Below are 18,432 nucleotides of genomic sequence, written 5' to 3' on the forward strand. Positions count from 1 at the left end.
TGCCTCCCACAACTTCCCTCCAGGAGACCGTCATGCCGTTCGCGAACTACAAGGTGCCCCAGGGCACGCTCACCGCGGCCCAGAAGGAGGAGATCGTGCACCGCACGACCGATCTCCTGGTGTCGCTGTTCGGCGAGGATGCCCGCCCGCACACGATGGTGTTGGTCGAGGAGGTGGCCGACGGCGGCTGGGGCCGGGCCGACGAGGTGCTCACGCTGGCGTCGATGGGGATCGAGCCGAGCTGAGCCGGTCGAGGTCACGCTCGGCGTAGAGGTGGTGCTCCCACTCCTCGTTGAGCACCGTGCGCAGGCACTCCTGCACCGGGTAGGCGCGAGGTTCCGGCCACCCGATCGCCTCGACGGGTGTGGTGGTGCCGGCGAGGCGGTCGGGGGTCAGCGCCTCGATGACGGCACGGACCTGGTCCATCCGGTCGCGGCGCATCGCGAGCACGGTGTCGAGGTCCGGGCGGGCCTCACGGTCCCGCGGCACGCCCTCGGTGTCGGGCATGCCGTCCCACGGCAGCGCGAGCGGGTGCCACGGCGCGGGATCGCCCCCGAGGGCACGGCCGACCCAGCAGTCGGTGGCGAAGACCAGGTGACGCAGGGTCTCGGTGAACGACCACTCGCCGTCGACCCGCTCGTGCAACAGCGCCGGGTCGAGCGTGCGGGCGCGCGCCACGGTGTCGTCCCAGAAGCGCTCGACGACGTCCCACGCCACGCGGAAGCCCTCGGGATCGGTCGGGCGCATCAACGACCGGTCGGGGTACCGGCGGTCGAGTTCCGTCTCGACGTAAGCCGTGACGTCGACGCCGTTGACGACCACCCGACCGAGTTCCCCGTAGACGTCGAGGTCCGGGATCTCGACGCCTCGCATGACCACCCCGTCGAGCCACGCCTCCCGGATCTCGAGCCCGGCGAGGTTGGCGTTGCGGATCTTCGCCCCGCTGAGGTCCACGGTGTCAAAAGTCGATCCGGACAGGTCGACACGGTGGAACCGATCCCGACAGGTGCCGTTCGACGAACTCGTCCATGCCCGGGGACCGTAGCGGCCGCGACCGACAACCGTCAGGTCACCGGCGTCGGGGCGCAGCCCGCCGCGTGGGGGTCGCCGCGAGCGGATCGTCCGGCCACGGGTGCCGCGGGTAGCGACCGCGCAGGTCGGCGCGCACCTGCGGGTACCCCTGGCGCCAGAACGAGGCGAGGTCCGAGGTCACCGCGGCCGGTCGACCGGCGGGCGAGAGCAGGTGCAGGACGACCCGCACCCGGCCGTCGAGGACCGTCGGGGTGTCGGTCCACCCGAACGCCTCCTGGACCCGCAGCGCGAGCACCGGAGCGTCACCGGCGGTGTAGTCGAGGCGTCGCTGCTCGCCGGTCGGGATCGGCACCCGCTCCGGCACGAGGTCGTCGAGGCGGCCGGCCTGGGGCCAGGGCAGCAGCCGCCGCAGCGCCGCGACGACGTCGATGCGGGCGAGGTCGGAGGTGCGACGCACCCCGTCGAGATCAGGACCGAGCCAGTCGTCGAGGCGCGCGAGCAGGGCGGCGTCGGAGACGTCGGGCCACGGATCGCCCAGCACGGTGTGGCACAACGCCAGTCGAGCCCGGAACTCCTGCGCCGCCGGGGTGAACCGCAGCACCCCGAGACCCGATCTCCGCACGCCGTCGCGCACCGCCGCCCTCACCGCCGCGGGGTCCGGGCGGGCCGGGCGGCGCTCGGAGAGCACGATCGCGCCGAGGGATTCCCGCTCGACCACCCTCAGCCCGTCGTCGTCCCACGCGATGTCCGTTGCACGATGCAGCAGTGCCGCGCCCACCTCGCGGGCCGTGGCCTCGTCGATCGGGGCGGCGGCGCGCACCCGCGCGTCGGCGCGACCCACCGGCCGGTCGGCAACCGCGACCGCCAACCACCCGCTGCCGCGCAGGGGTGAGTCCGGTGTCAGGGACACCCCGGTGCCGCCGGACATGAGGTAGGACGTGGCGTCAGCGCTCCGGGCCCGCGCGAGGCGGTCGGGGAACGCCAGGCCGACGACGATCCCGGCGGCGAGGTCGTCCGGGACCGATCCCCGCGCGGAGGGCCCGCCCCGTCCGAGTCGGCGGATCTCGGCGCGCCACCGGCCGGTCGCAGGGTCGTCACCGTGGCGCAACTGCCGCCAGCGGGCGGGTAGGTCGTCACCGCGGCCGGCCAGGGACTCGTCGGAGAGGATCGCCACGACCTCGCGCGCCCGGTCGGCCCCGACCAGGTCGGCGCCGTCGAGCACCGCGCGGGCCAGGCGCGGATGGGCCCCGACGTCGGCCATCGCCCGACCGCGACGCGTGATCCGCCCGTCGTCGTCGAGCGCCCCGAGTTGGGTGAGCAGGCCGGTCGCGGCGTCCAGGGCGGGTCCGGGCGGTGCGTCGAGCCACCGCAGACCGCTCCCGCCCGGCGCGCCCCAGGCCGCGACGGCCAGGGCGAAACCGGTGAGGTCCGCCGCGGCGATCTCGGGCGTCGGGTGGGCGGCGAGGTAGACGTCGTCGTGCCTCGACCAGCACCGGTAGACGACACCGAGTGCCTCGCGCCCGGCTCGACCCGCGCGCTGTTCGGCCGACGCCTTCGACACCCGCGTCGTCACCAACGCGCCGAGACCGCGGGCGTGGTCGACCCGGGGTTCCCGGGAGTACCCGGCGTCGACGACGACACGCACCCCCGGCACGGTCAGCGAACTCTCGGCGACCGCCGTGGACAGCACGACCCGCCGTCGAGGTCCCACCCGCAGCGCCCGGTCCTGGGCCTCGGCGCGCTGGCGTCCGAACAGCGGCAGCACGTCCACGTCACCGCGCACCGACCGTGCGACCGTCTCGATCTCGCGTTCCCCTGGCAGGAAGACCAGGACGTCGCCGGTGGTCTCGGACAGCGCCTGCTGCACGACATCCGCGACGTGGGCGAGCATTCGGGGGTCGACCCGTGCACCGGGCAACAGTGGCAGCGGACGGTCGGGCGGCGCCCAGACGATGTCGACACCGTGGGAGGCGGCGTCGCTGGTGACCGCCGGCGCCGGGCTCCCGTCCGTCCCCAGCACCCGGGTCATGCTCGCGGTGTCAGCGGTCGCGGAGGTGGCGACGAAGGCCAGGTCGTCTCGCAGGTTGGTGCGCACGTCGACCCCGAACGCCAGGGCGAGATCGGAGTCGAGGTGACGTTCGTGGCACTCGTCGAGGACCACTGCGCCGACACCCGGCAACTCCGGGTCGCGCTGCAGCCGCTGCACCAGCAGACCGGTGGTGACGACCTCGACCCGCACGTCCGAGCCCCCGACACGTTCGCCCCGCATGGCGAATCCCACGCGTCCGCCGAGCTTCTCGCCCACGAGCGTCGCCAGCCGGTGCGCCGCGGCGCGGGTGGCCAGGCGGCGCGGCTCGGCGACCAGCACACGTCCGTCCACGGCGTCGGCCAACGCCAGCGGCAGCAGCGAGGTCTTGCCCGAGCCGGGCGGGGCGACGAGCACCGCGGTGCCCCGTTCCCGCACGGCCGTGACGACGTCCGGCAGCACCGCGCGCACCGGGAGGTCGGCCCCGGCCGACCCGGCGCCCGGCAGCATCACGGCGACGAGGCTACGGCCGGCACTTGACCTGGTGCGCGCTCCAGGTCGCAGGGTGGGCACATGACCACGGCACCGGACCCGACGACCCGCCCGCCGACCCGCGCCACGACGACCCGCACCCTGGGCCGCACCGGACTCACCGTGTCGGCGATCGGCCTCGGCACCTGGCCGATCGGCGGCGCGATGCGCCGCGCCAGCGCGGACCTCGGCTACACCGGCGTCGACGACGCCGAGTCGCTGCGCGCGCTCGCCGCGGCCGTCGACCTCGGGGTGACCCTGTTCGACAGCTCCGACGTCTACGGCGCCGGGCACGCCGAACGGCTGCTCGGCCGCGCGCTCGCCGGTCGTCCCGAGGTGCTGGTCGCGACCAAGTTTGGCAACACCTTCGACGAGGCGACGCGGGAACTGACCGGGGTCGACACGTCGCCGGTCGGTGTCCGGGCCGCCCTGACGGCGTCGCTGCGTCGGCTGGGCCGCGACCACGTCGACGTCTACCAACTGCACACCCCGGGCATCCCGGCCGAGCAGGTCGGCGACCTGATCGCGGTGCTCGAGGACTTCGTCGCCGAGGGGACGGTGCGGTGGTACGGCGTGAGCACCGACTTCCCGTCCGAGCTCGAACCCTTGCTGGCCGGAGAGCACTTCGGTGTGCTGCAGGCACAGTGCAACGTTCTCGACGGCCCGGCCGCATCGGTGGCGCCCGGTCGCGAACACGGTCTGGGTCTGTTGCTGCGTTCGCCGCTCGCGATGGGACTGCTGGGCGGCGGCCACCGTCCGGACACGCCACTGCCGGAGGACGACGTGCGTCACCACCAACCGGAGTGGTTGACGTGGTTCGCCGGCGGGGTGCCGACCGAGCAGGCGTGGAACCGACTGTCCGACGTCCGTGACGTCCTCACCTCGGGTGGTCGCACGCTGGCGCAGGGCGCGCTGGCCTGGGTACTCGCCACCGAGCCCGACGCCGTCCCGCTGCCGGGCTTCCGCACCGCGGTGCAGGTGGAGGACACGCTGGGAACGTTGCAGGCACCACCGATGACCACGGCCGAACTCGACCAGGTCGCGAGCGCCCTCGGTCGTGACACCATGACCGGATGAGCGCCGCCGACACCAGCGCCTCGTACACGCCGCAGGAAGCGGCCGAGCGGACCGGCCTGACCCTCGACACCTTGCGCTACTACGAGCGCGAAGGGCTCACCGCCCCGGTCGACCGCACCGCGGGCGGGCGCCGCCGCTACACCGCGGGCGATCTCGCCTGGGTCGGTCTGCTCACGTGTCTGCGGGACGCCGGGCTGGGCATCGCCGACCTGCGTCGCTTCACCGAGTTGCTGCGCAGCGATGCGAGCGACCCGGCCGACCGCGTCGCGTTCCTGCAGCAGCGGCGGGCCGATCTGCTGGCGCACCAGGAGGCGACGCGGAAGGCGCTGGCGGTGCTCGACGACAAGATCGCCCACTACTCGGCACGGGGGTAGCGCCCGGGCTCACATCGGCGCCGGGCACCATCGGACGGGTGACCGTCATCAAGATCAACGCCATCACCGTCGAAGCCGACAGCGGCGACGAACTCGCCCACCGCTTCGCCGCCCGGGCCGGAGCGGTCGACTCCGCCGACGGCTTCGAGGGTTTCGAGCTCCTCAAGCCGACGGACGACCGTCGCCAGTGGCTGGTGCTGACCCGCTGGCGCGACGAGGAGTCGTTCCAGGCGTGGACCTCCTCAGCCGCCTTCGCCCACGGCCACCGCTCCGAGGCCGAGCGGCAGGGCGAACCGGCCCCCCGTCCGGTCGGCGTGCACAGCGAGGTCTGGAGCTACGAGGTCGCCGTCACGAACTGACGGCGGCACGCCTCAGCGCGGCGTGACTCCGTGGGACGTGACGAACACCCGGGCCTGCTGACCCAGCGCCGCCTCGATCCGGCGCCGCGCGATCCGTTCGACCCGCGACCGGCGTCGCCGTCGGCAGGTCGGTCGGCCCGGTGGCCGGGCGGGCGTCGACGGCGGCCGTGGCGACGTGTCCGGGACGCGATCGGCTTTGGTCTCGTTGCACCAGACACACATCCCGCGGGCGTTGGTCAGGCTCGTCCGGCCGCCGTGGGTGTGGGGTCGGTGGTGGTCGACGTGCCGGATCGGGGCGTCGCAGAAGTCCGTGGTGCAGGTGTCTTCGTCACGCAGCGCCACGAAGTCGGCCATGGCTCTGGTGAACTGACGTGAGGCGGTCTCGGCGGTGATGAGCCGGCCGGCGGGGTCGCAGAACAGGCGGCGGACCCGGTGCGCGGTCTCGGTGTCGAGCACCATCGCCCTGGCCAGGGGTGCCGGTATCGGTGATCCGTCGGCCAGGCGGGCAGGTGCGTCGCTGACACCGAGCAGGGTGCGGTCGGTGATGACCAGCTGCACCGCGAGCGGGACGGCGGGGGCCGAGGTCTGTCCGGTGATCCGTTCGACGACCGTGTCGGCCATGATCTGGTCGCGGGCGCGTTGATCCCCGGCGGCCCGGGCGTCTCTGACGGCCTGCTCGAGCGCGGCCCGGCAGGCCACGACCTGCACCATCGGGGCGAGCAGCGTCTGCCAGCCCATCGCATCCGGCGCCGGGCGGGTGGTGACCCGCCGCTCACCGGCAGCTCGCACCGCGCGGGCGCAGGCGCCGGCGGGGTCGAGTTCCTGCACGGCGGCGCGGGTCCGGCGGGTCAGGGTCCGGTCGCCCCACCCGTCGAGGTTCGCCGCGATACCGGCATCGACGATCTGCCGGTCCACCTGCTCCAACGGTGCGACCTGGTCGAACACAATCCGCGCCCGCCTCCGACAACTCCCCGCGCTCCAACAACGAGAAGGTGCCAGGGGTGTCGACGGGTGCCTCGACCGCCCACCGCAGGTACTGCCCCGCGTGCCACGGGCTCAGCTTCAACGCCCGACCGAGTTCCGCGACCAGCTGCCGCCGGGCGTGCTCGCGCCGCCGCGCCCGACCCACACCAGGCTTCGGCACGGTCGCGATCTCCACCTCGATCGCGGCGCGCTGTTCGGCGGCCAGGGTCGCGGTCTCGCGGGCGATCTCGGCGGCCAGTCGACACCGTTGCGCGTCCAGCGCGGCGATCCGCGCTAGCCGGTCCGAAACGGTGTTCGACATGTGTTCGATTTACCGACTGCGGCAGAGATGTCAACAGATTGCGGCTGATTCTCGCATCCCTCCCGCCCGCCTACCCGAAGGCGATGAGTCGTTCCGCGACCTCGACCGGTCGGCTCTTCGCGACCAGGTGACCACCCGGCACGACGTGCGCGTCGACCCCGAGTCGGTCCTTCGCGACCCGCACCTGGAACGCCGCGGGGAACAGTCGGTCGTCGGCCCCGACCAGGACGTGGACCGGCACGTCCGGCCACGTGGTGAACGTGCACGGCTGCCCGAACGGCGTGGCGGCCGGCCCGCGGTCCCCCTCGGCCATCGCCGCCTTCACGTTGTCCGGGATGTCGTGGAGGAACACCTCGTCGAGGTCGAAGTCCGTGGCGCGGCCCGCGGCCACGGCTGCCGCCTCGTACGCCTCCTGCGCCCCGACGGCCCGCCCCCACTCGTCCGGCGTCTCCCCCGGCACCGGGATCATCGCGTTGAGCAGGACGATCCGCGCGACCTGGTCCCGCTTGTCGATCATCGGCGCGGTGAAGCCGCCCATCGACTGCGCGACCAGCACGACGTCCCGGTGCTCGCCGATCGCGGCGTCGGTGATCGCGGCGTACTCGGGCAGACCGAGCGCCGGGTCGTCCCCGGCGATCTCGACCGGGATGCCGCAGTGCCCACGCGAGCCGAGCTCCTGCACCACCTCCCGCCAGTACACCTCCCCCGCACCGCCGGCCCCGGGGATCAGCACGAACGTCGTCACGATCGTCCACCTCTCGTCGCGTACCGCGTGCCCAGCCTGCTCCACCGCGGAAGCCGTTAGCGTCGACCCCGTGCCCGACGTGATCATCAGCGGCGGCGGCCCCACCGGGATGATGCTGGCCGCCGAACTGCGACTGCACGGAGTCGACGTCGTCGTGGTCGAGAGGGACGCGTCCCCGAACCCCGCCGTCCGGTCCCTGGGGCTGCACCCACGCACGGTCGAGATCCTCGATCAACGCGGCCTCCTCGACCGTTTCCTGGCCGAGGGCACGCAGCACCCCGGGGTGGTCGGACGCTTCGCCGGGATCGAGACCGGCCGGTCACCGGGGCTCGACAGCGCGCACGCCTACATCCTCGCGATCCCCCAACCTGTCACCGACCGGTTGCTCACCGAGCGCGCGACCGAACTCGGCGCGGACGTCCGGCGTGGACACGGGATCGACACCCTCGACGCGGACGACGACGGCGTCACCGTCTCGCTCGACGACGGCACCACGTTGCGGGCCGACTGGCTGGTCGGGTGCGACGGCGGCCGGAGTCAGGTGCGGCGCGCGCTCGACATCGGCTTCCCCGGCGAACCCGCCCAGACCGAGTGGCTGCTCGGTGAGGTCGAGGTGACCGCACCGGCCGAGGAGATCGCGCGCGTCTCGGCCGAGGTGCGCCGCACCCACCGCGGCTTCGGCATCGGCCCGGCGGGCGAGGGCCGCTACCGGGCCGTCGTCCCCGCGGCGGCGGTGAGCGACGACCGCACGGTGCCGCCGACGCTCGAGGAGTTCCGCACGCAACTGCGGTCCCTCGCCGGCACCGACTTCGGCGTGCACTCGCCACGGTCCGTCACCCGGTTCACCGATGCCACCCGCCTGGCCGACTCGTACCGCGTCGGGCGGGTCTTCCTCGCCGGCGACGCCGCGCACGTGCACCCACCGCTCGGCGGTCAGGGCCTCAACCTCGGCGTCCAGGACGCGTTCAACCTGGGGTGGAAACTCGCCGCGGCGGTCGCGGGTTGGGCTCCGCCGGGTCTGCTCGACAGTTACGAGGCCGAACGTCGGCCGGTCGCGAGTGACATCCTCACCCTCACCCGCGCCCAGAGCGTGCTCATCTCCCCCGAGCCCGGCCCGCAGGCCGTCCGGCGCCTGGTCACCGAACTCCTGCAGTTCGAGGTCGTCGACCGGTTCCTCACCGAACGGATCGCCGGGACCGGCATCCGGTACGACTTCGGCGACGGCCCCGACCTGCTCGGCCGACGCCTCCCCGACCTGCCGTTCCCCCACGGACGTCTCTACGACCTCCTCCACGACGGCCGCGGACTCCTGCTCGACCAGACCGGTGACCTGGCAGCGAGCGACTGGGCCTCACGCGTCGACGTGAGCCGCGACGTCAGCTCCCACCTCGACGCGCCCGCCCTGCTCCTCCGCCCCGACGGTCACGTCGCCTGGGTCGGGGAGGGCCAGGACGACCTCGAGCAGGCTCTGACGACCTGGTTCGGTCCGGGCTCGCGCTGATCGCGGCGGGATCGCCGCGGCCGACCCCTTGACACGGCACTTGTTCATTGCAAGTGTCTGCGTCACCGCACCCCACCCGAGGAGCCCGCCGTGCCCGCGATGTTCGTCAGCCTGCCCGTCACCGATCTCGAACGCGCCAAGGCGTTCTACAGCGCGGTCGGCTTCACCCTGAACCCCGCGTTCAGCGACCACAACGCCGCCTGCTTCGTCGTCGAGGAGGACCACAGCTACCTGATGGTGTTGCTGCGCGAGTTCTTCCAGACCTTCACCGATCTGCCGATCGGCGATCCGGCCGTCAGCCCGTGCTCCTCGGTGTCGGTCTTCTACGACAGCCGCGAGGAGGTCGACGCCACCGCGGCCAAGGGTCTCGCCGCCGGCGCCACCGAGCCGCGTCCCGCCGCCGACTACGGCTTCATGTACCAGCGCGGCCTCACCGATCCCGACGGCAACGCCGTCGAGTTCGGCTGGATGGACCCGAAGACGGCCGTGGAGGGACCGCCCGCCGTCGTCGACCACTCGGCCTGAGCGGTGGCGGCGCGCGACTACGGGCAGTGGTGCGGGGTCACCCAGGCGCTTGAACTGGTCGGTGAGCGCTGGGCGCTGCTGCTGGTCCGTGACCTGCTCGTCGGCCCGCGGCGCTACGGCGAACTGGCCGCGGGCCTGCCCCGCATCCCCACGAACATCCTCGCGGCCCGCCTCAAGGAACTGCAGGCCGCCGGCATCATCCGGCGGGCGCCGCGCTCGCGGGTGATCGTCTACGAGCTCACGGAGTACGGCCGCGAACTCGAGCCGGTCGTGCTGGCGTTGAGCGCGTGGGGGTTCAAGGCACTGGGTGACCCCCGTGAGAACCAGGTGATCACGCCCGACTCGATGACCATCGCCCTGCGCAGCGCGTTCCGGCCGCAGACCGCGACGACCCTGCCGCCGACGACCTACGCGGCCCACCTCGGACCGGCGGACCTGCTGGTCCGGGTCGACGGCCGGACCCTCGACGTCCGCCGCGGTGAGGGCGACGTGGACCTCGCCTTCGCCGCCGACGCCGCCGGGATCCACCGCCTGCTCTCGGGCGACCTGCGGCCCGACGACGCGGTCGCCAGCGGCGCGGTCCAGGTGCTGCGCGGCCGCCGCGCCCTGTTGGGCCGGTTCGTCAACACCTTCCACCTCGCCGCGTGACGGCGTCCCGGGATCCGAGTCCCGGGGATCAGGTCGTCGGCGCGACGTCGCCGCGTTCGTGGCCCCGACCGCGGAACCGGTGCACCTCCTGCGGCCAGTCCAGCGCGACGGCGAGCCGGCCCGCCCAGTAGCGCGCCGCCGCGTCGTCCTCGACCTCCACGACACAGAACCCGCCGAGGTGCTCTTTGGTCTCGACGTAGGGACCATCGGAGAACACAGGGGAATCTCCGTCGGCGACCGCGCTGAACAGCGCCGTCGAAGCGTCGATGCCGCCGTGGGTGTAGACCAGCACCCCGGCCGAGCGCATCTCCCCCACGACCTCGCGGGACGCCACGCCCTTGGCCTGCAACTGCTCCGGGGTGTGCTCGGGAACCCACTCGTCGTTGAACATGATCAGGTACTGCGGCACGGGGATCTCCTCGTCGTCGACGTTCGGGCGGCGGACGCCGCCCACATGCTCCACGAACGGCGCGGCCCGGATCCGACACCCGGACCGTGGCGGTGCCCGGGCAGTCCTCAGCGACGGCTGCGGATACTGCTCGGCGTGCGCCGTCCGACCTGGTCCGCCCTCATCGGCGTGACCGTCGCCCTGACCCTCGCCGGCTGCACGGAGGCGGTGCCCGACACCACGTCGACACCCACCCCGACCACCGCCGCCTCGACCGTGCGCGCGTCCTCCAGCCCACCCCCGACCACGGCCGTGGTCGCGGGCCCCACGACGACGGCCGACGGCACCTGCCCGCTCCTGCCCACGGCGAAGGCTCTCGAGGACCTCGGCGAACGTCTGGGCCGGGTGACGGTGTCGACCAGCGACGGGCGCCCGGTCGGCTGCACGTTCTACCCGGCGAGTGGGCCGCTCGCGTCGTCGGAACACCTGCCGCCACCGACCGTCCCGGTCATCGCGATCACCGTCAGCCGGTTCGCCGACACCACCGCCGCCCACAACGCGATGGTGGTCTCGACCGAGGCGGACCCCGCGGCGTACAGCAACCCGGCGACGGGTGTGGACGAAGGCATCTCCTTCGTCACGGACTTCCTGCCCGAGGACGGCGGCCAGGACAGCGCCTACACGTTCCGGAAGGCGACGACGGTGGTCCAGGTGCAGATCGCGCAGACCAAGGCGACGCTGACCGCCGAGCTCATCGGGTCCGACGTGGCCGCCGCGGTGTCCTGAGCTGGCCCTGCGGCAGTTTGCGGTCGCGGCACTGACGGCGTGGAGGACCCGGTGACCCCGACCGGGACGCCGACTCCGTGACGGTGACGGCGACGGTCGGCGGTCGCTCAGGCGCCGAACGCCCGTTCCGACACCGGTTCCCACGCCCGCCAGGTCGCGATCCGGGCCTCGACGTCGGCGACGATCTCCGGGACCACCCGGCCGAGCACCAACCGGGCCGGCGGCTCGGGGGCGTCGACCAGTTCCAGCACCGCGGCCTTCGTGGCCGTCGGGTCGCCGATCTCGAACGTGGGGGCGGTCGCCTCCCGCACCTCGGCGTAGTCGGCGTGTTTGGCGCTGCGGCGCGAGCCCCGCGCGAGCCAGTCCGTGGCGTACGGGCCGGGCTCGACGCAGGTGACGCGGACGCCGAAGGCCGCGACCTCCTGTCGCAGCGACTCCGAGATCCCCTCCAACGCCCACTTCGACGCGTGGTAGGCGCCGATACCGGGGAACGCCCGCACGCCGCCCTCGCTGGTGACCTGCAGCAGCCGACCGCCGCCGCCGCGTCGCAGCACCGGCAGTACCGCCTGCGTGACCCACACGGCACCGAAGAAGTTGGTCTCGAGCTGGCTCCGCAGCTCGGGCTCGGTGAGCTCCTCGACCATGCCGAAGTGCCCGTAGCCCGCGTTGTTCACGACGACGTCGAGACGGCCGAACCGCTCCACCGCGGTGTCCACGGCGGCGAACACCGCCGTCCTGTCCGTGACGTCGAGGCGCAGCGGCAGCACCCGGTCGCCGAACCGCTCGACGAGATCGTCGAGCTGTCCGGGGTTCCTCGCGGTGGCGACCACGCGCTCGCCGCGTTCCAACGCGGCTTCGGTCCAGAGCCGGCCGAAGCCGCTCGACGTGCCGGTGACGAACCAGATCCTGCTCGTGTCCATGGTGTGACTCCTCTCCCGTACCACTGTCACCCGGCGGGACGCCTGCCGCCAGCGAATGGTCGTCGCGCGAGCCATTCCGAGGCGGCATGATGGACCCATGGCTCTCGACGTCCACCCGCAGCTGCTGCGCGCGTTGCTCGCGGTGCTCGAGACCGGCTCGTTCACCGAGGCCGCCGAGGCTCTCGGCTTCACCCAGTCGGCGCTGTCGAAGCAGGTGGCCGCTCTCGAACACGCGGCGGGCGTGACCCTGTTCGAGCGGCAGGCCCGTGGCGTGCGGCCGACAAAAGCGGCGTCACGCCTCGCGCGGCGGGCGACGGCCGTGCTCGACCAACTCGACGTCGCCGAGCGTGAACTCGACGACCTCGCGCAACCGTTGCACGGTGCACTTGCTCTGGGCGGCTTCCCCGCCACGGCGGCCCACCTCGTACCGGGGGCCCTCGCGCGGTTACGGGCGGAACACCCGACCCTCGCGGTCACCTTCGCCGAAGGTCCGACACCGGTGCTCCTGCGGCGCCTGCGAGCCGGCCGCCTCGACCTGGCGGTGGTCGCGGCCACCGTCGCGACGTCCGCCGAGGACCTCGCCGGCCTGCTCACCGAACGGCTGCCGTCCGGCCGGTTGCAGGTCGCCGTGAGCCGACACCACCGCCTGGCCCACCTCGAGCGGGTGCCGGTGGGTGAGCTCGCCGGTGAGCAGTGGGTGGCCGGCCGCGGGGTGCGGGGCGAACCGCAGTTCGGCCCGTGGCCGACCCTCGACGATCCGACCGTCGTGGTCCGGCTCGCCGACTGGCACGCCCGACTCGCGTTCGTCGCCGCCGGTCTCGGGATCACGACCGTCCCGTCGCTGGTCGCGGGGACGGTGCCGGACGACGTGGTCACGCTCGACGTCGACGACCCGGAACGGGGCGGCGGTGGGCTGCTGCTCGCCCACGCCGCCGAACTCGGTCACGCCGGGGCCGCGCTGCGCCGCGCGCTGGTGGCCGTGGCCCGTGAGATCGCCGACGCCTGAGACCGGGCCTCAGTCGTCCGGGTGGCCGCGCTTCTGGGGGTACGCGGTGTCGCCACGGGCGAGCATGTCGACGTACTGGACGATGCGTCGTTCGCGGGCGGCGGCGGTCTTGAGCTGGCCCAGTCGGTGCAGCAGCGCGAACCGGTTCTGGCTGGTGAGCACGTCGAACATCGCCTGCGCCCGCGGGTTCGCCCTGACCGCCGCGGCGAAGTCCTCCGGGACCTGCATGGTCGCGGGGCCGGCGTACGCGACGTCCCAGCGGCCGTCGGCCTTCGCCTTCTCGACCTCGGCCCGCCCCCGCGCGGCCATCCGGCCCTCGGCCTCGAGTTGCGCGACGTAGCCGACGTTGCGTGCCGACCACATGCTGCGTGGCCCCCGCGGGCTGAACCGCTGGTTCACGGTGGCGTCGTCACGCCGCCGGACCTGGCCGTCGATCCAGCCGTGGCACAACGCCTCCATGAGCGCCTCGGCGTAGGTCAGCGACGTGGGCTCGGTGTGCCCCTTCTTGGCCAGCACGAGGAAGACCGCCGACCCCGTCTCGGCGTTGCGCTCGAGCCACCCGCGCCACGCGGCGACGTCGGGCACCAGCAGTTCCGGCGTGTCCTGGATGCTCGAACCCCCGGCCATGGCGGGCAGCCTGCCACGACCGTCGGACGTCGTCAGGCCGCGAGCACGAACAGCACGACGTCGACCAGGGCCACGACCACCACGAGGTAGAAGGTCACGACCGAGGACGGGCGCCGCACCGCCGTCGCCAACGCCGCGGCCGAGCCGAGCACCACCACGACCAGGCCTGCGACCGCCACGGGACGGGCGAGGGACGACGAGCCCACCACGGCGGCGAGCCCGGCTCCGACCAGGGCGACACCGAGCAGCGCCCGGCTCGGGCCCACGCCGATCCGGTGCGGCAGCCCGCGCACACCGGCGGCGATGTCGTCGTCGAGATCGGGCAGGACGTTGCCGACGTGAGCGGCCAGGCCGAGCAGGGCGCCGGTCACCGGCGCCCACCACGGCGGCGCGGGGTGACCCGGCAGGGCCAGGTACGGGGCGCACGGCAGCGCGCCGAAGCCCACGGCGTACGCGGCGCCCGACCACCACGTCGCTTTCAGCCCGAGGTCGTAGGCGATGCCGGCGGCGACGAGGGTGAGCGCCGCCAGCGCCGCCCGCCACCCGAGCAGGAACGAGAGCACGAGGGTCGCCGGGAGGGCCACCGCCACCGCCGCCCGCAGGACGCCGACCGACACCGCACCGCGGGCGGCCGGCTTGTCGCGGCGACCCGCCACCCGGTCGCGTTCGGCGTCGACGGCGTCGTTGGTCCACCCGATCGCGAGCTGCCCGGTCGACACCGCCGCGCCCAGGAGGACGACGTCACCGGCCCCGAGTCCCACCCCCAATCCCAGCAGGACGGCCAGCAGCGTCACCGCCACCGTGGGGCCGGGGTGACACGCGAGAGCCAACGCCCGGATCACAGCGAGAAAGGTAGAGGGTCCAGGGGCGTCGAACACGTTCAAGGCCCGTACCGTGGTCGGGGTGACGTCGCTCGCCGCGGTCCACGGGGTCCTCCCGCCACACCGGTACGACCAGGCCGAGCTCACCGCCCTGTTCGCCCGCCTGTGCCTGCCCGAGGGACGCTCGCGGGCGGTCGCCGCGCGCATCCACGGCAACGCGGGCGTCCGCACCCGCCACCTCGCGCTCCCGATCGAACGCTACGAACACCTCGACGGGTTCACCAGCGCCAACGACGCGTTCCTCGACGTCGCCGTCGGCCTCGGGTGCGACGCCGTCGCGGGCGCGCTCGAGGAGGCCGGGCTGCAGCCGGACGACGTCGACCTCGTCGTCTCGACGACCGTCACCGGCTTCGCCATCCCGTCGCTCGACGCCCGTATCGCCGGCAAGCTCGGCATGCGTCCCGACGTCAAACGGGTGCCGATGATGGGGCTGGGCTGCGTGGCGGGCGCCGCCGGCATCGCGCGGTTGCACGACCACCTGCTCGGCCACCCCGACGACGTCGCCGTGCTCGTCTCGGTCGAGTTGTGCTCGCTGACCGTGCAACGGTCCGACCCGAGCGCGGCCAACATGGTGGCGAGCGGCCTGTTCGGCGACGGCGCCGCCGCGGTCGTCGCGGTCGGCGCGAACCGCGCGGCCGGCACGGCCGGCCCCCGCGTGGTCGACACCCGCTCGCACCTCTACCCCGACACCGAGCGGGCGATGGGGTGGGACGTCGGCGGCACCGGCCTGAAGATCGTGCTGGGTGCCGAGGTCCCCGACCTCGTCCGCACCTACCTCGGCGACGACGTGGGCGGCCTGCTCGCCGACCACGGCCTGCAGCTGGACGACGTCGCGCGGTGGATCTGCCACCCGGGCGGGCCGAAGGTCATCGAGGCCATCCAGTGCACCCTGGCTCTCGACCACGACGACCTCGGTGTCACGTGGGAGTCCCTCGACCGGGTGGGCAACCTCTCGTCCGCCTCGGTCCTGCACGTCCTGCGCGACACCCTCCGCGACCGACCGGCCGCACCCGGCGACTGGGGCGTCGTCATGGCCATGGGCCCCGGCTTCTGCTCCGAGCTGGTGCTCGTCCAGTGGTGATCTACACCGTCCTGGTCCTGGCCGTCGGGGTCGAGCGACTCGCCGAACTGGTGGTCGCGAAACGGAACATGGCGTGGGCGCTCGAGCGGGGCGGCCGCGAGTTCGGTTTCTCCCACTACCCGGTCATGGTCTTCCTGCACACCGGTCTGCTCGCCGGGTGCCTGCTCGAGGTGTGGCTGGGTGACCGGCCGTTCGTCCCGGCGCTGGGATGGTCGATGTTCGCGGTCGTCCTCGCCTCGCAGGCACTGCGGTGGTGGTGCATCCGCACCCTCGGCCCGCAGTGGAACACGCGCGTCGTCGTGGTGCCCGGGCTGGACCTCCAGGCGGGTGGGCCGTACCGCTTCCTCAAGCACCCGAACTACGTCGCGGTGGTGGCGGAAGGTGCCGCGCTCCCGCTCGTGCACAGCGCGTGGATCACCGCGGTGGTGTTCACCGTGGCGAACGCCGTCCTGCTCACCGTCCGCGTCCGGATCGAGAACCGTGCCCTCGTCACCGCTTGACGTCCTCGTCGTGGGCGCCGGGCCGGTCGGCCTGGTGACCGCACTGCGGGCGCGCCGGGCGGGGCTGGACGTCGCCGTGGTCGACCGCCGTGACGGCGTGCAGGACAAGGCCTGCGGTGAGGGCCTCATGCCCGGGGCGTTGCGCGCGCTGGCCGAACTCGGGGTCGACCCGCCCGGCCGACCGTTCACCGGCATCGCGTACCGCCAGGGCGAGCACGTCGCCACAGCCCGGTTCCGTCACGGCCCCGGCCGCGGCGTTCGCCGCACCGCGCTGTCGCAGACCCTGCGTGACGCCGTCGCGGACGCCGGCGTCCCCGTCCTGACGGCCGACGCCGCCGACCTACGTCTCGAGCCGGACGCCGCGCGTCTCGGCGACCGCACGGCCCGGTGGGTCGTCGCCGCCGACGGCCTGCACTCGCCCGTCCGTCGCCTGGTCGGCGCCGAACCCACCAAGGCGCCGCGCGCGCGGTACGGGTGGCGGCGGCACTACCGGGTCGCGCCGTGGACCGACACCGTCGAGGTCACCTGGGCCGACGACAGCGAGGCGTACGTGACGCCCGTGGCCGACGACCTGGTGGGCGTGGCCGTGCTCTCGGAACGCCGAGCGGGTTTCGACGAACACCTGGCCGCGTTCCCCGAGCTGCACCAGCGGTTGCAGGGAGCAACGGTCGCGTCCCGTGACCGTGCCGCGGGGCCGTTGCGGCAGGACGTGTCACGTCGTGCCCACGGTCGCGTGCTGCTGGTCGGCGACGCCGCGGGCTACGTCGACGCCCTCACCGGCGAGGGCCTCGCCATCGGCTTCGCCACCGCGGCCGACCTGGTGGACTGTCTCGTCGCCGGGACCCCGGAACGGTACGAGCGCCGGTGGCGTCGCACCTCGCGGGTGCCGCGCGTGCTGACCCGCGGTCTGCTCGCCGTGCGCCGGCAGCCGGCCCTCGCCCGCCAGGTCGTCCCACTCGCCGAGCGCGCCCCGTGGCTGTTCACCGCTGTCGTGGGCAGGCTGGCGACGTGAGCACACCCGACACCGACGTCCTGGTCGTCGGCGCCGGCCCCGCGGGCTGCGCCGCCGCCCTGGCGGCGTCCCGCCTGGGCCTCGACGTCACGATCGTCGACGGCGCCGACTTCCCGCGCGACAAGGTCTGCGGCGACGGCATCGCCCCGCACGCGCTCGCCGTCTACGAGGGCCTCGGGGTCGACCGGGCCGACCTGCTGCGCGGCAGCGCACCGATCACGTCGCTGCGCCTGCGCTCGCCGGGCGGCGAGCAGGTGCGCCGGGACACGCGCGACACCGGCTGGGTGGTGCGCCGCCAGGACTTCGACCACCGCCTGCTCCAAGCCACCCTCGCGGCCGGGGTCACCCTCCGGCGTCACCACGTCCGCGAGGTCAGCGCCGGCGTGCGGGACGTCCGGGTCGACGACATGACCGCGCGGGTGGTGATCGGTGCCGACGGCGCCGAGTCGGTGGTGCGTCGCCGGGTGGGGGTCGGGCCGCCCCGTGCGGGCACGGTGGCCCTCGCGATCCGGGGCTACGCCCGTGACACCACGAACCCCGGCGAGCAGTACCTCTCGCTGACCGCCCAGCACTGGCCGGCGTACGGCTGGTCGTTCCCGATCGGCGACGGCTGGTCGAACGTCGGTTACGGCGAACTGTTGCAGGGTGCACCGCCGACCCGGACCACGCTGGTCGAACGGATGCGGGCCCTGATCCCGGGCGTCGAACCCGAACGCATCCGTGGTCACCGGCTGCCGCTCTCGACCGGCCGACCGCGTCAACCCGATGGCCGGGTCCTGCTCGCCGGTGACGCCGCCGGGTTGGTCAACCCCATCTCCGGCGAAGGCATCTTCTACGCCGCGGTGTCCGGAGCGCTCGCGGGCGAGGCCGCCGTGCACGGTGCCGGCGCCGGGGCGGCGCTGCGGCGACGCCTGACCGAACGTCTCGGGACGCACCTGCGCCACACCGATCTCGTGGCCCGCCTGTGCCGCCGCCCCTGGTTCCTCGACGCCGGCGTGCGCGCGGCCCGCGCGGCCCAGGGCCCGTTCGACACCGTCGTCGACCTCGCGCTGGGCGACGGCCGGTTCGACCTGCGCACGGCCGGGGCCATCGCCCGCGCCGCCGTTCCGAGTGGCGGCCGGTAGGTTC

General features: G+C 73.7%; 21 protein-coding genes. 13 read left to right on the forward strand and 8 right to left on the reverse strand.

Going from position 1 to position 18,432, the window contains the following annotated elements; translation table 11 throughout:
- Window positions 1–32: 32 nt before the first annotated feature.
- Window positions 33–245, forward strand: coding sequence for a tautomerase family protein (locus tag ACXR2U_RS03625; RefSeq protein WP_458823562.1), 213 nt, complete (start codon window positions 33–35; stop codon window positions 243–245).
- Here the strand turns inward: ACXR2U_RS03625 and ACXR2U_RS03630 are convergent.
- Complete coding sequence (locus tag ACXR2U_RS03630; protein ID WP_458823563.1) at window positions 211–954, reverse strand: DinB family protein; 744 nt, start codon at window positions 952–954, stop codon at window positions 211–213. The genes ACXR2U_RS03625 and ACXR2U_RS03630 overlap by 35 nt on opposite strands.
- A 115-nt stretch (window positions 955–1,069) precedes the next feature.
- Window positions 1,070–3,568, reverse strand: a complete 2,499-nt coding sequence (hrpB, locus tag ACXR2U_RS03635) for an ATP-dependent helicase HrpB (RefSeq protein WP_458823668.1) — start codon at window positions 3,566–3,568, stop codon at window positions 1,070–1,072.
- A 63-nt stretch (window positions 3,569–3,631) separates the two neighbouring features.
- Between hrpB and ACXR2U_RS03640 the strand changes: the two genes are divergently transcribed.
- From ACXR2U_RS03640 to ACXR2U_RS03650, 3 genes are read left to right on the forward strand one after another with little or no spacing between them, the layout of a single operon-like run.
- Window positions 3,632–4,666, forward strand: a complete 1,035-nt coding sequence (locus ACXR2U_RS03640) for an aldo/keto reductase (protein WP_458823564.1) — start codon at window positions 3,632–3,634, stop codon at window positions 4,664–4,666.
- Entirely contained in the window at window positions 4,663–5,040 is a 378-nt protein-coding gene (locus tag ACXR2U_RS03645) for a MerR family transcriptional regulator (RefSeq protein WP_458823565.1), read from the forward strand. The genes ACXR2U_RS03640 and ACXR2U_RS03645 overlap by 4 nt, the downstream gene beginning before the upstream one ends.
- A 38-nt stretch (window positions 5,041–5,078) precedes the next feature.
- Window positions 5,079–5,399: an antibiotic biosynthesis monooxygenase family protein gene (locus ACXR2U_RS03650; RefSeq protein ID WP_458823566.1), complete on the forward strand. Its 321-nt coding sequence runs from the start codon at window positions 5,079–5,081 to the stop codon at window positions 5,397–5,399.
- A gap of 12 nt (window positions 5,400–5,411) precedes the next feature.
- Here ACXR2U_RS03650 and ACXR2U_RS03655 read toward each other — a convergent pair whose 3' ends face one another.
- A complete protein-coding gene (locus tag ACXR2U_RS03655; RefSeq protein ID WP_458823567.1) occupies window positions 5,412–6,344 on the reverse strand; it encodes an HNH endonuclease in 933 nt (310 codons plus the stop codon).
- Between the two features lie 410 nt (window positions 6,345–6,754).
- Window positions 6,755–7,429: an alpha/beta fold hydrolase gene (locus ACXR2U_RS03660; protein ID WP_458823568.1), complete on the reverse strand. Its 675-nt coding sequence runs from the start codon at window positions 7,427–7,429 to the stop codon at window positions 6,755–6,757.
- A gap of 70 nt (window positions 7,430–7,499) precedes the next feature.
- On the opposite strand from ACXR2U_RS03660, the gene ACXR2U_RS03665 reads away from it, so the two are divergent.
- From ACXR2U_RS03665 to ACXR2U_RS03675, 3 genes are all read left to right on the forward strand, one after another.
- Window positions 7,500–8,930: an FAD-dependent monooxygenase gene (locus ACXR2U_RS03665; RefSeq protein WP_458823569.1), complete on the forward strand. Its 1,431-nt coding sequence runs from the start codon at window positions 7,500–7,502 to the stop codon at window positions 8,928–8,930.
- A gap of 90 nt (window positions 8,931–9,020) precedes the next feature.
- Window positions 9,021–9,455, forward strand: a complete 435-nt coding sequence (locus ACXR2U_RS03670; protein WP_458823570.1) for a VOC family protein — start codon at window positions 9,021–9,023, stop codon at window positions 9,453–9,455.
- Window positions 9,456–9,458: 3 nt separating this feature from the next.
- The gene (locus ACXR2U_RS03675) at window positions 9,459–10,103 is read left to right on the forward strand and encodes a winged helix-turn-helix transcriptional regulator (RefSeq protein WP_458823571.1); all 645 of its coding nucleotides are present in this window, start codon (window positions 9,459–9,461) and stop codon (window positions 10,101–10,103) included.
- A 28-nt stretch (window positions 10,104–10,131) separates the two neighbouring features.
- Here ACXR2U_RS03675 and ACXR2U_RS03680 read toward each other — a convergent pair whose 3' ends face one another.
- The gene (locus ACXR2U_RS03680) at window positions 10,132–10,566 is read right to left on the reverse strand and encodes a YciI family protein (protein WP_458823572.1); all 435 of its coding nucleotides are present in this window, start codon (window positions 10,564–10,566) and stop codon (window positions 10,132–10,134) included.
- A gap of 81 nt (window positions 10,567–10,647) precedes the next feature.
- Between ACXR2U_RS03680 and ACXR2U_RS03685 the strand changes: the two genes are divergently transcribed.
- A complete protein-coding gene (locus ACXR2U_RS03685) occupies window positions 10,648–11,277 on the forward strand; it encodes a hypothetical protein (protein ID WP_458823573.1) in 630 nt (209 codons plus the stop codon).
- A gap of 107 nt (window positions 11,278–11,384) precedes the next feature.
- On the opposite strand, the gene ACXR2U_RS03690 is transcribed toward ACXR2U_RS03685, so the two are convergent.
- Window positions 11,385–12,197: an SDR family NAD(P)-dependent oxidoreductase gene (locus ACXR2U_RS03690; protein ID WP_458823574.1), complete on the reverse strand. Its 813-nt coding sequence runs from the start codon at window positions 12,195–12,197 to the stop codon at window positions 11,385–11,387.
- Window positions 12,198–12,294: 97 nt separating this feature from the next.
- Between ACXR2U_RS03690 and ACXR2U_RS03695 the strand changes: the two genes are divergently transcribed.
- Window positions 12,295–13,203 carry a LysR family transcriptional regulator gene (locus ACXR2U_RS03695; RefSeq protein ID WP_458823575.1) on the forward strand — a complete coding sequence of 303 codons (909 nt, stop codon included), beginning with the start codon at window positions 12,295–12,297 and terminating at the stop codon, window positions 13,201–13,203.
- 9 nt (window positions 13,204–13,212) lie between these two features.
- Here ACXR2U_RS03695 and ACXR2U_RS03700 read toward each other — a convergent pair whose 3' ends face one another.
- Both ACXR2U_RS03700 and ACXR2U_RS03705 read right to left on the reverse strand, forming a co-directional pair.
- Window positions 13,213–13,830, reverse strand: coding sequence for a YdeI/OmpD-associated family protein (locus tag ACXR2U_RS03700; RefSeq protein ID WP_458823576.1), 618 nt, complete (start codon window positions 13,828–13,830; stop codon window positions 13,213–13,215).
- A 32-nt stretch (window positions 13,831–13,862) separates the two neighbouring features.
- Window positions 13,863–14,672, reverse strand: coding sequence for a UbiA family prenyltransferase (locus tag ACXR2U_RS03705; protein ID WP_458823577.1), 810 nt, complete (start codon window positions 14,670–14,672; stop codon window positions 13,863–13,865).
- Between ACXR2U_RS03705 and ACXR2U_RS03710 the strand changes: the two genes are divergently transcribed.
- Genes ACXR2U_RS03710 through ACXR2U_RS03725 form a run of 4 tightly spaced genes read left to right on the forward strand, consistent with a single transcriptional unit; the run spans window position 14,668 to window position 18,428 of the window.
- Window positions 14,668–15,792, forward strand: a complete 1,125-nt coding sequence (locus ACXR2U_RS03710; protein ID WP_458823669.1) for a type III polyketide synthase — start codon at window positions 14,668–14,670, stop codon at window positions 15,790–15,792. The two genes, ACXR2U_RS03705 and ACXR2U_RS03710, sit on opposite strands and share 5 nt — an antisense overlap.
- Window positions 15,786–16,292 (forward strand): isoprenylcysteine carboxyl methyltransferase family protein, encoded by a 507-nt coding sequence (locus tag ACXR2U_RS03715; RefSeq protein WP_458823578.1) that lies wholly within the window; start codon window positions 15,786–15,788, stop codon window positions 16,290–16,292. The genes ACXR2U_RS03710 and ACXR2U_RS03715 overlap by 7 nt, the downstream gene beginning before the upstream one ends.
- Complete coding sequence (locus ACXR2U_RS03720; protein WP_458823579.1) at window positions 16,273–17,304, forward strand: NAD(P)/FAD-dependent oxidoreductase; 1,032 nt, start codon at window positions 16,273–16,275, stop codon at window positions 17,302–17,304. Before ACXR2U_RS03715 ends, ACXR2U_RS03720 begins: the two co-directional genes overlap by 20 nt.
- Window positions 17,301–18,428, forward strand: a complete 1,128-nt coding sequence (locus ACXR2U_RS03725; protein WP_458823580.1) for an NAD(P)/FAD-dependent oxidoreductase — start codon at window positions 17,301–17,303, stop codon at window positions 18,426–18,428. The genes ACXR2U_RS03720 and ACXR2U_RS03725 overlap by 4 nt, the downstream gene beginning before the upstream one ends.
- Window positions 18,429–18,432 lie beyond the last annotated feature (4 nt).

The sequence above is a fragment of the Jatrophihabitans sp. YIM 134969 genome, from assembly GCF_054456675.1.

What these genes read in the sequence shown, in the direction of transcription:
- ACXR2U_RS03625 (WP_458823562.1), top strand. Translation starts at nt 33, where the DNA reads ATGCCGTTCGCGAACTACAAGGTGCCCCAGGGCACGCTCACCGCGGCC.
- hrpB (WP_458823668.1), bottom strand. Translation starts at nt 3,568, where the DNA reads ATGCTGCCGGGCGCCGGGTCGGCCGGGGCCGACCTCCCGGTGCGCGCG.
- ACXR2U_RS03640 (WP_458823564.1), top strand. Translation starts at nt 3,632, where the DNA reads ATGACCACGGCACCGGACCCGACGACCCGCCCGCCGACCCGCGCCACG.
- ACXR2U_RS03645 (WP_458823565.1), top strand. Translation starts at nt 4,663, where the DNA reads ATGAGCGCCGCCGACACCAGCGCCTCGTACACGCCGCAGGAAGCGGCC.
- ACXR2U_RS03690 (WP_458823574.1), bottom strand. Translation starts at nt 12,197, where the DNA reads ATGGACACGAGCAGGATCTGGTTCGTCACCGGCACGTCGAGCGGCTTC.
- ACXR2U_RS03695 (WP_458823575.1), top strand. Translation starts at nt 12,295, where the DNA reads ATGGCTCTCGACGTCCACCCGCAGCTGCTGCGCGCGTTGCTCGCGGTG.
- ACXR2U_RS03700 (WP_458823576.1), bottom strand. Translation starts at nt 13,830, where the DNA reads ATGGCCGGGGGTTCGAGCATCCAGGACACGCCGGAACTGCTGGTGCCC.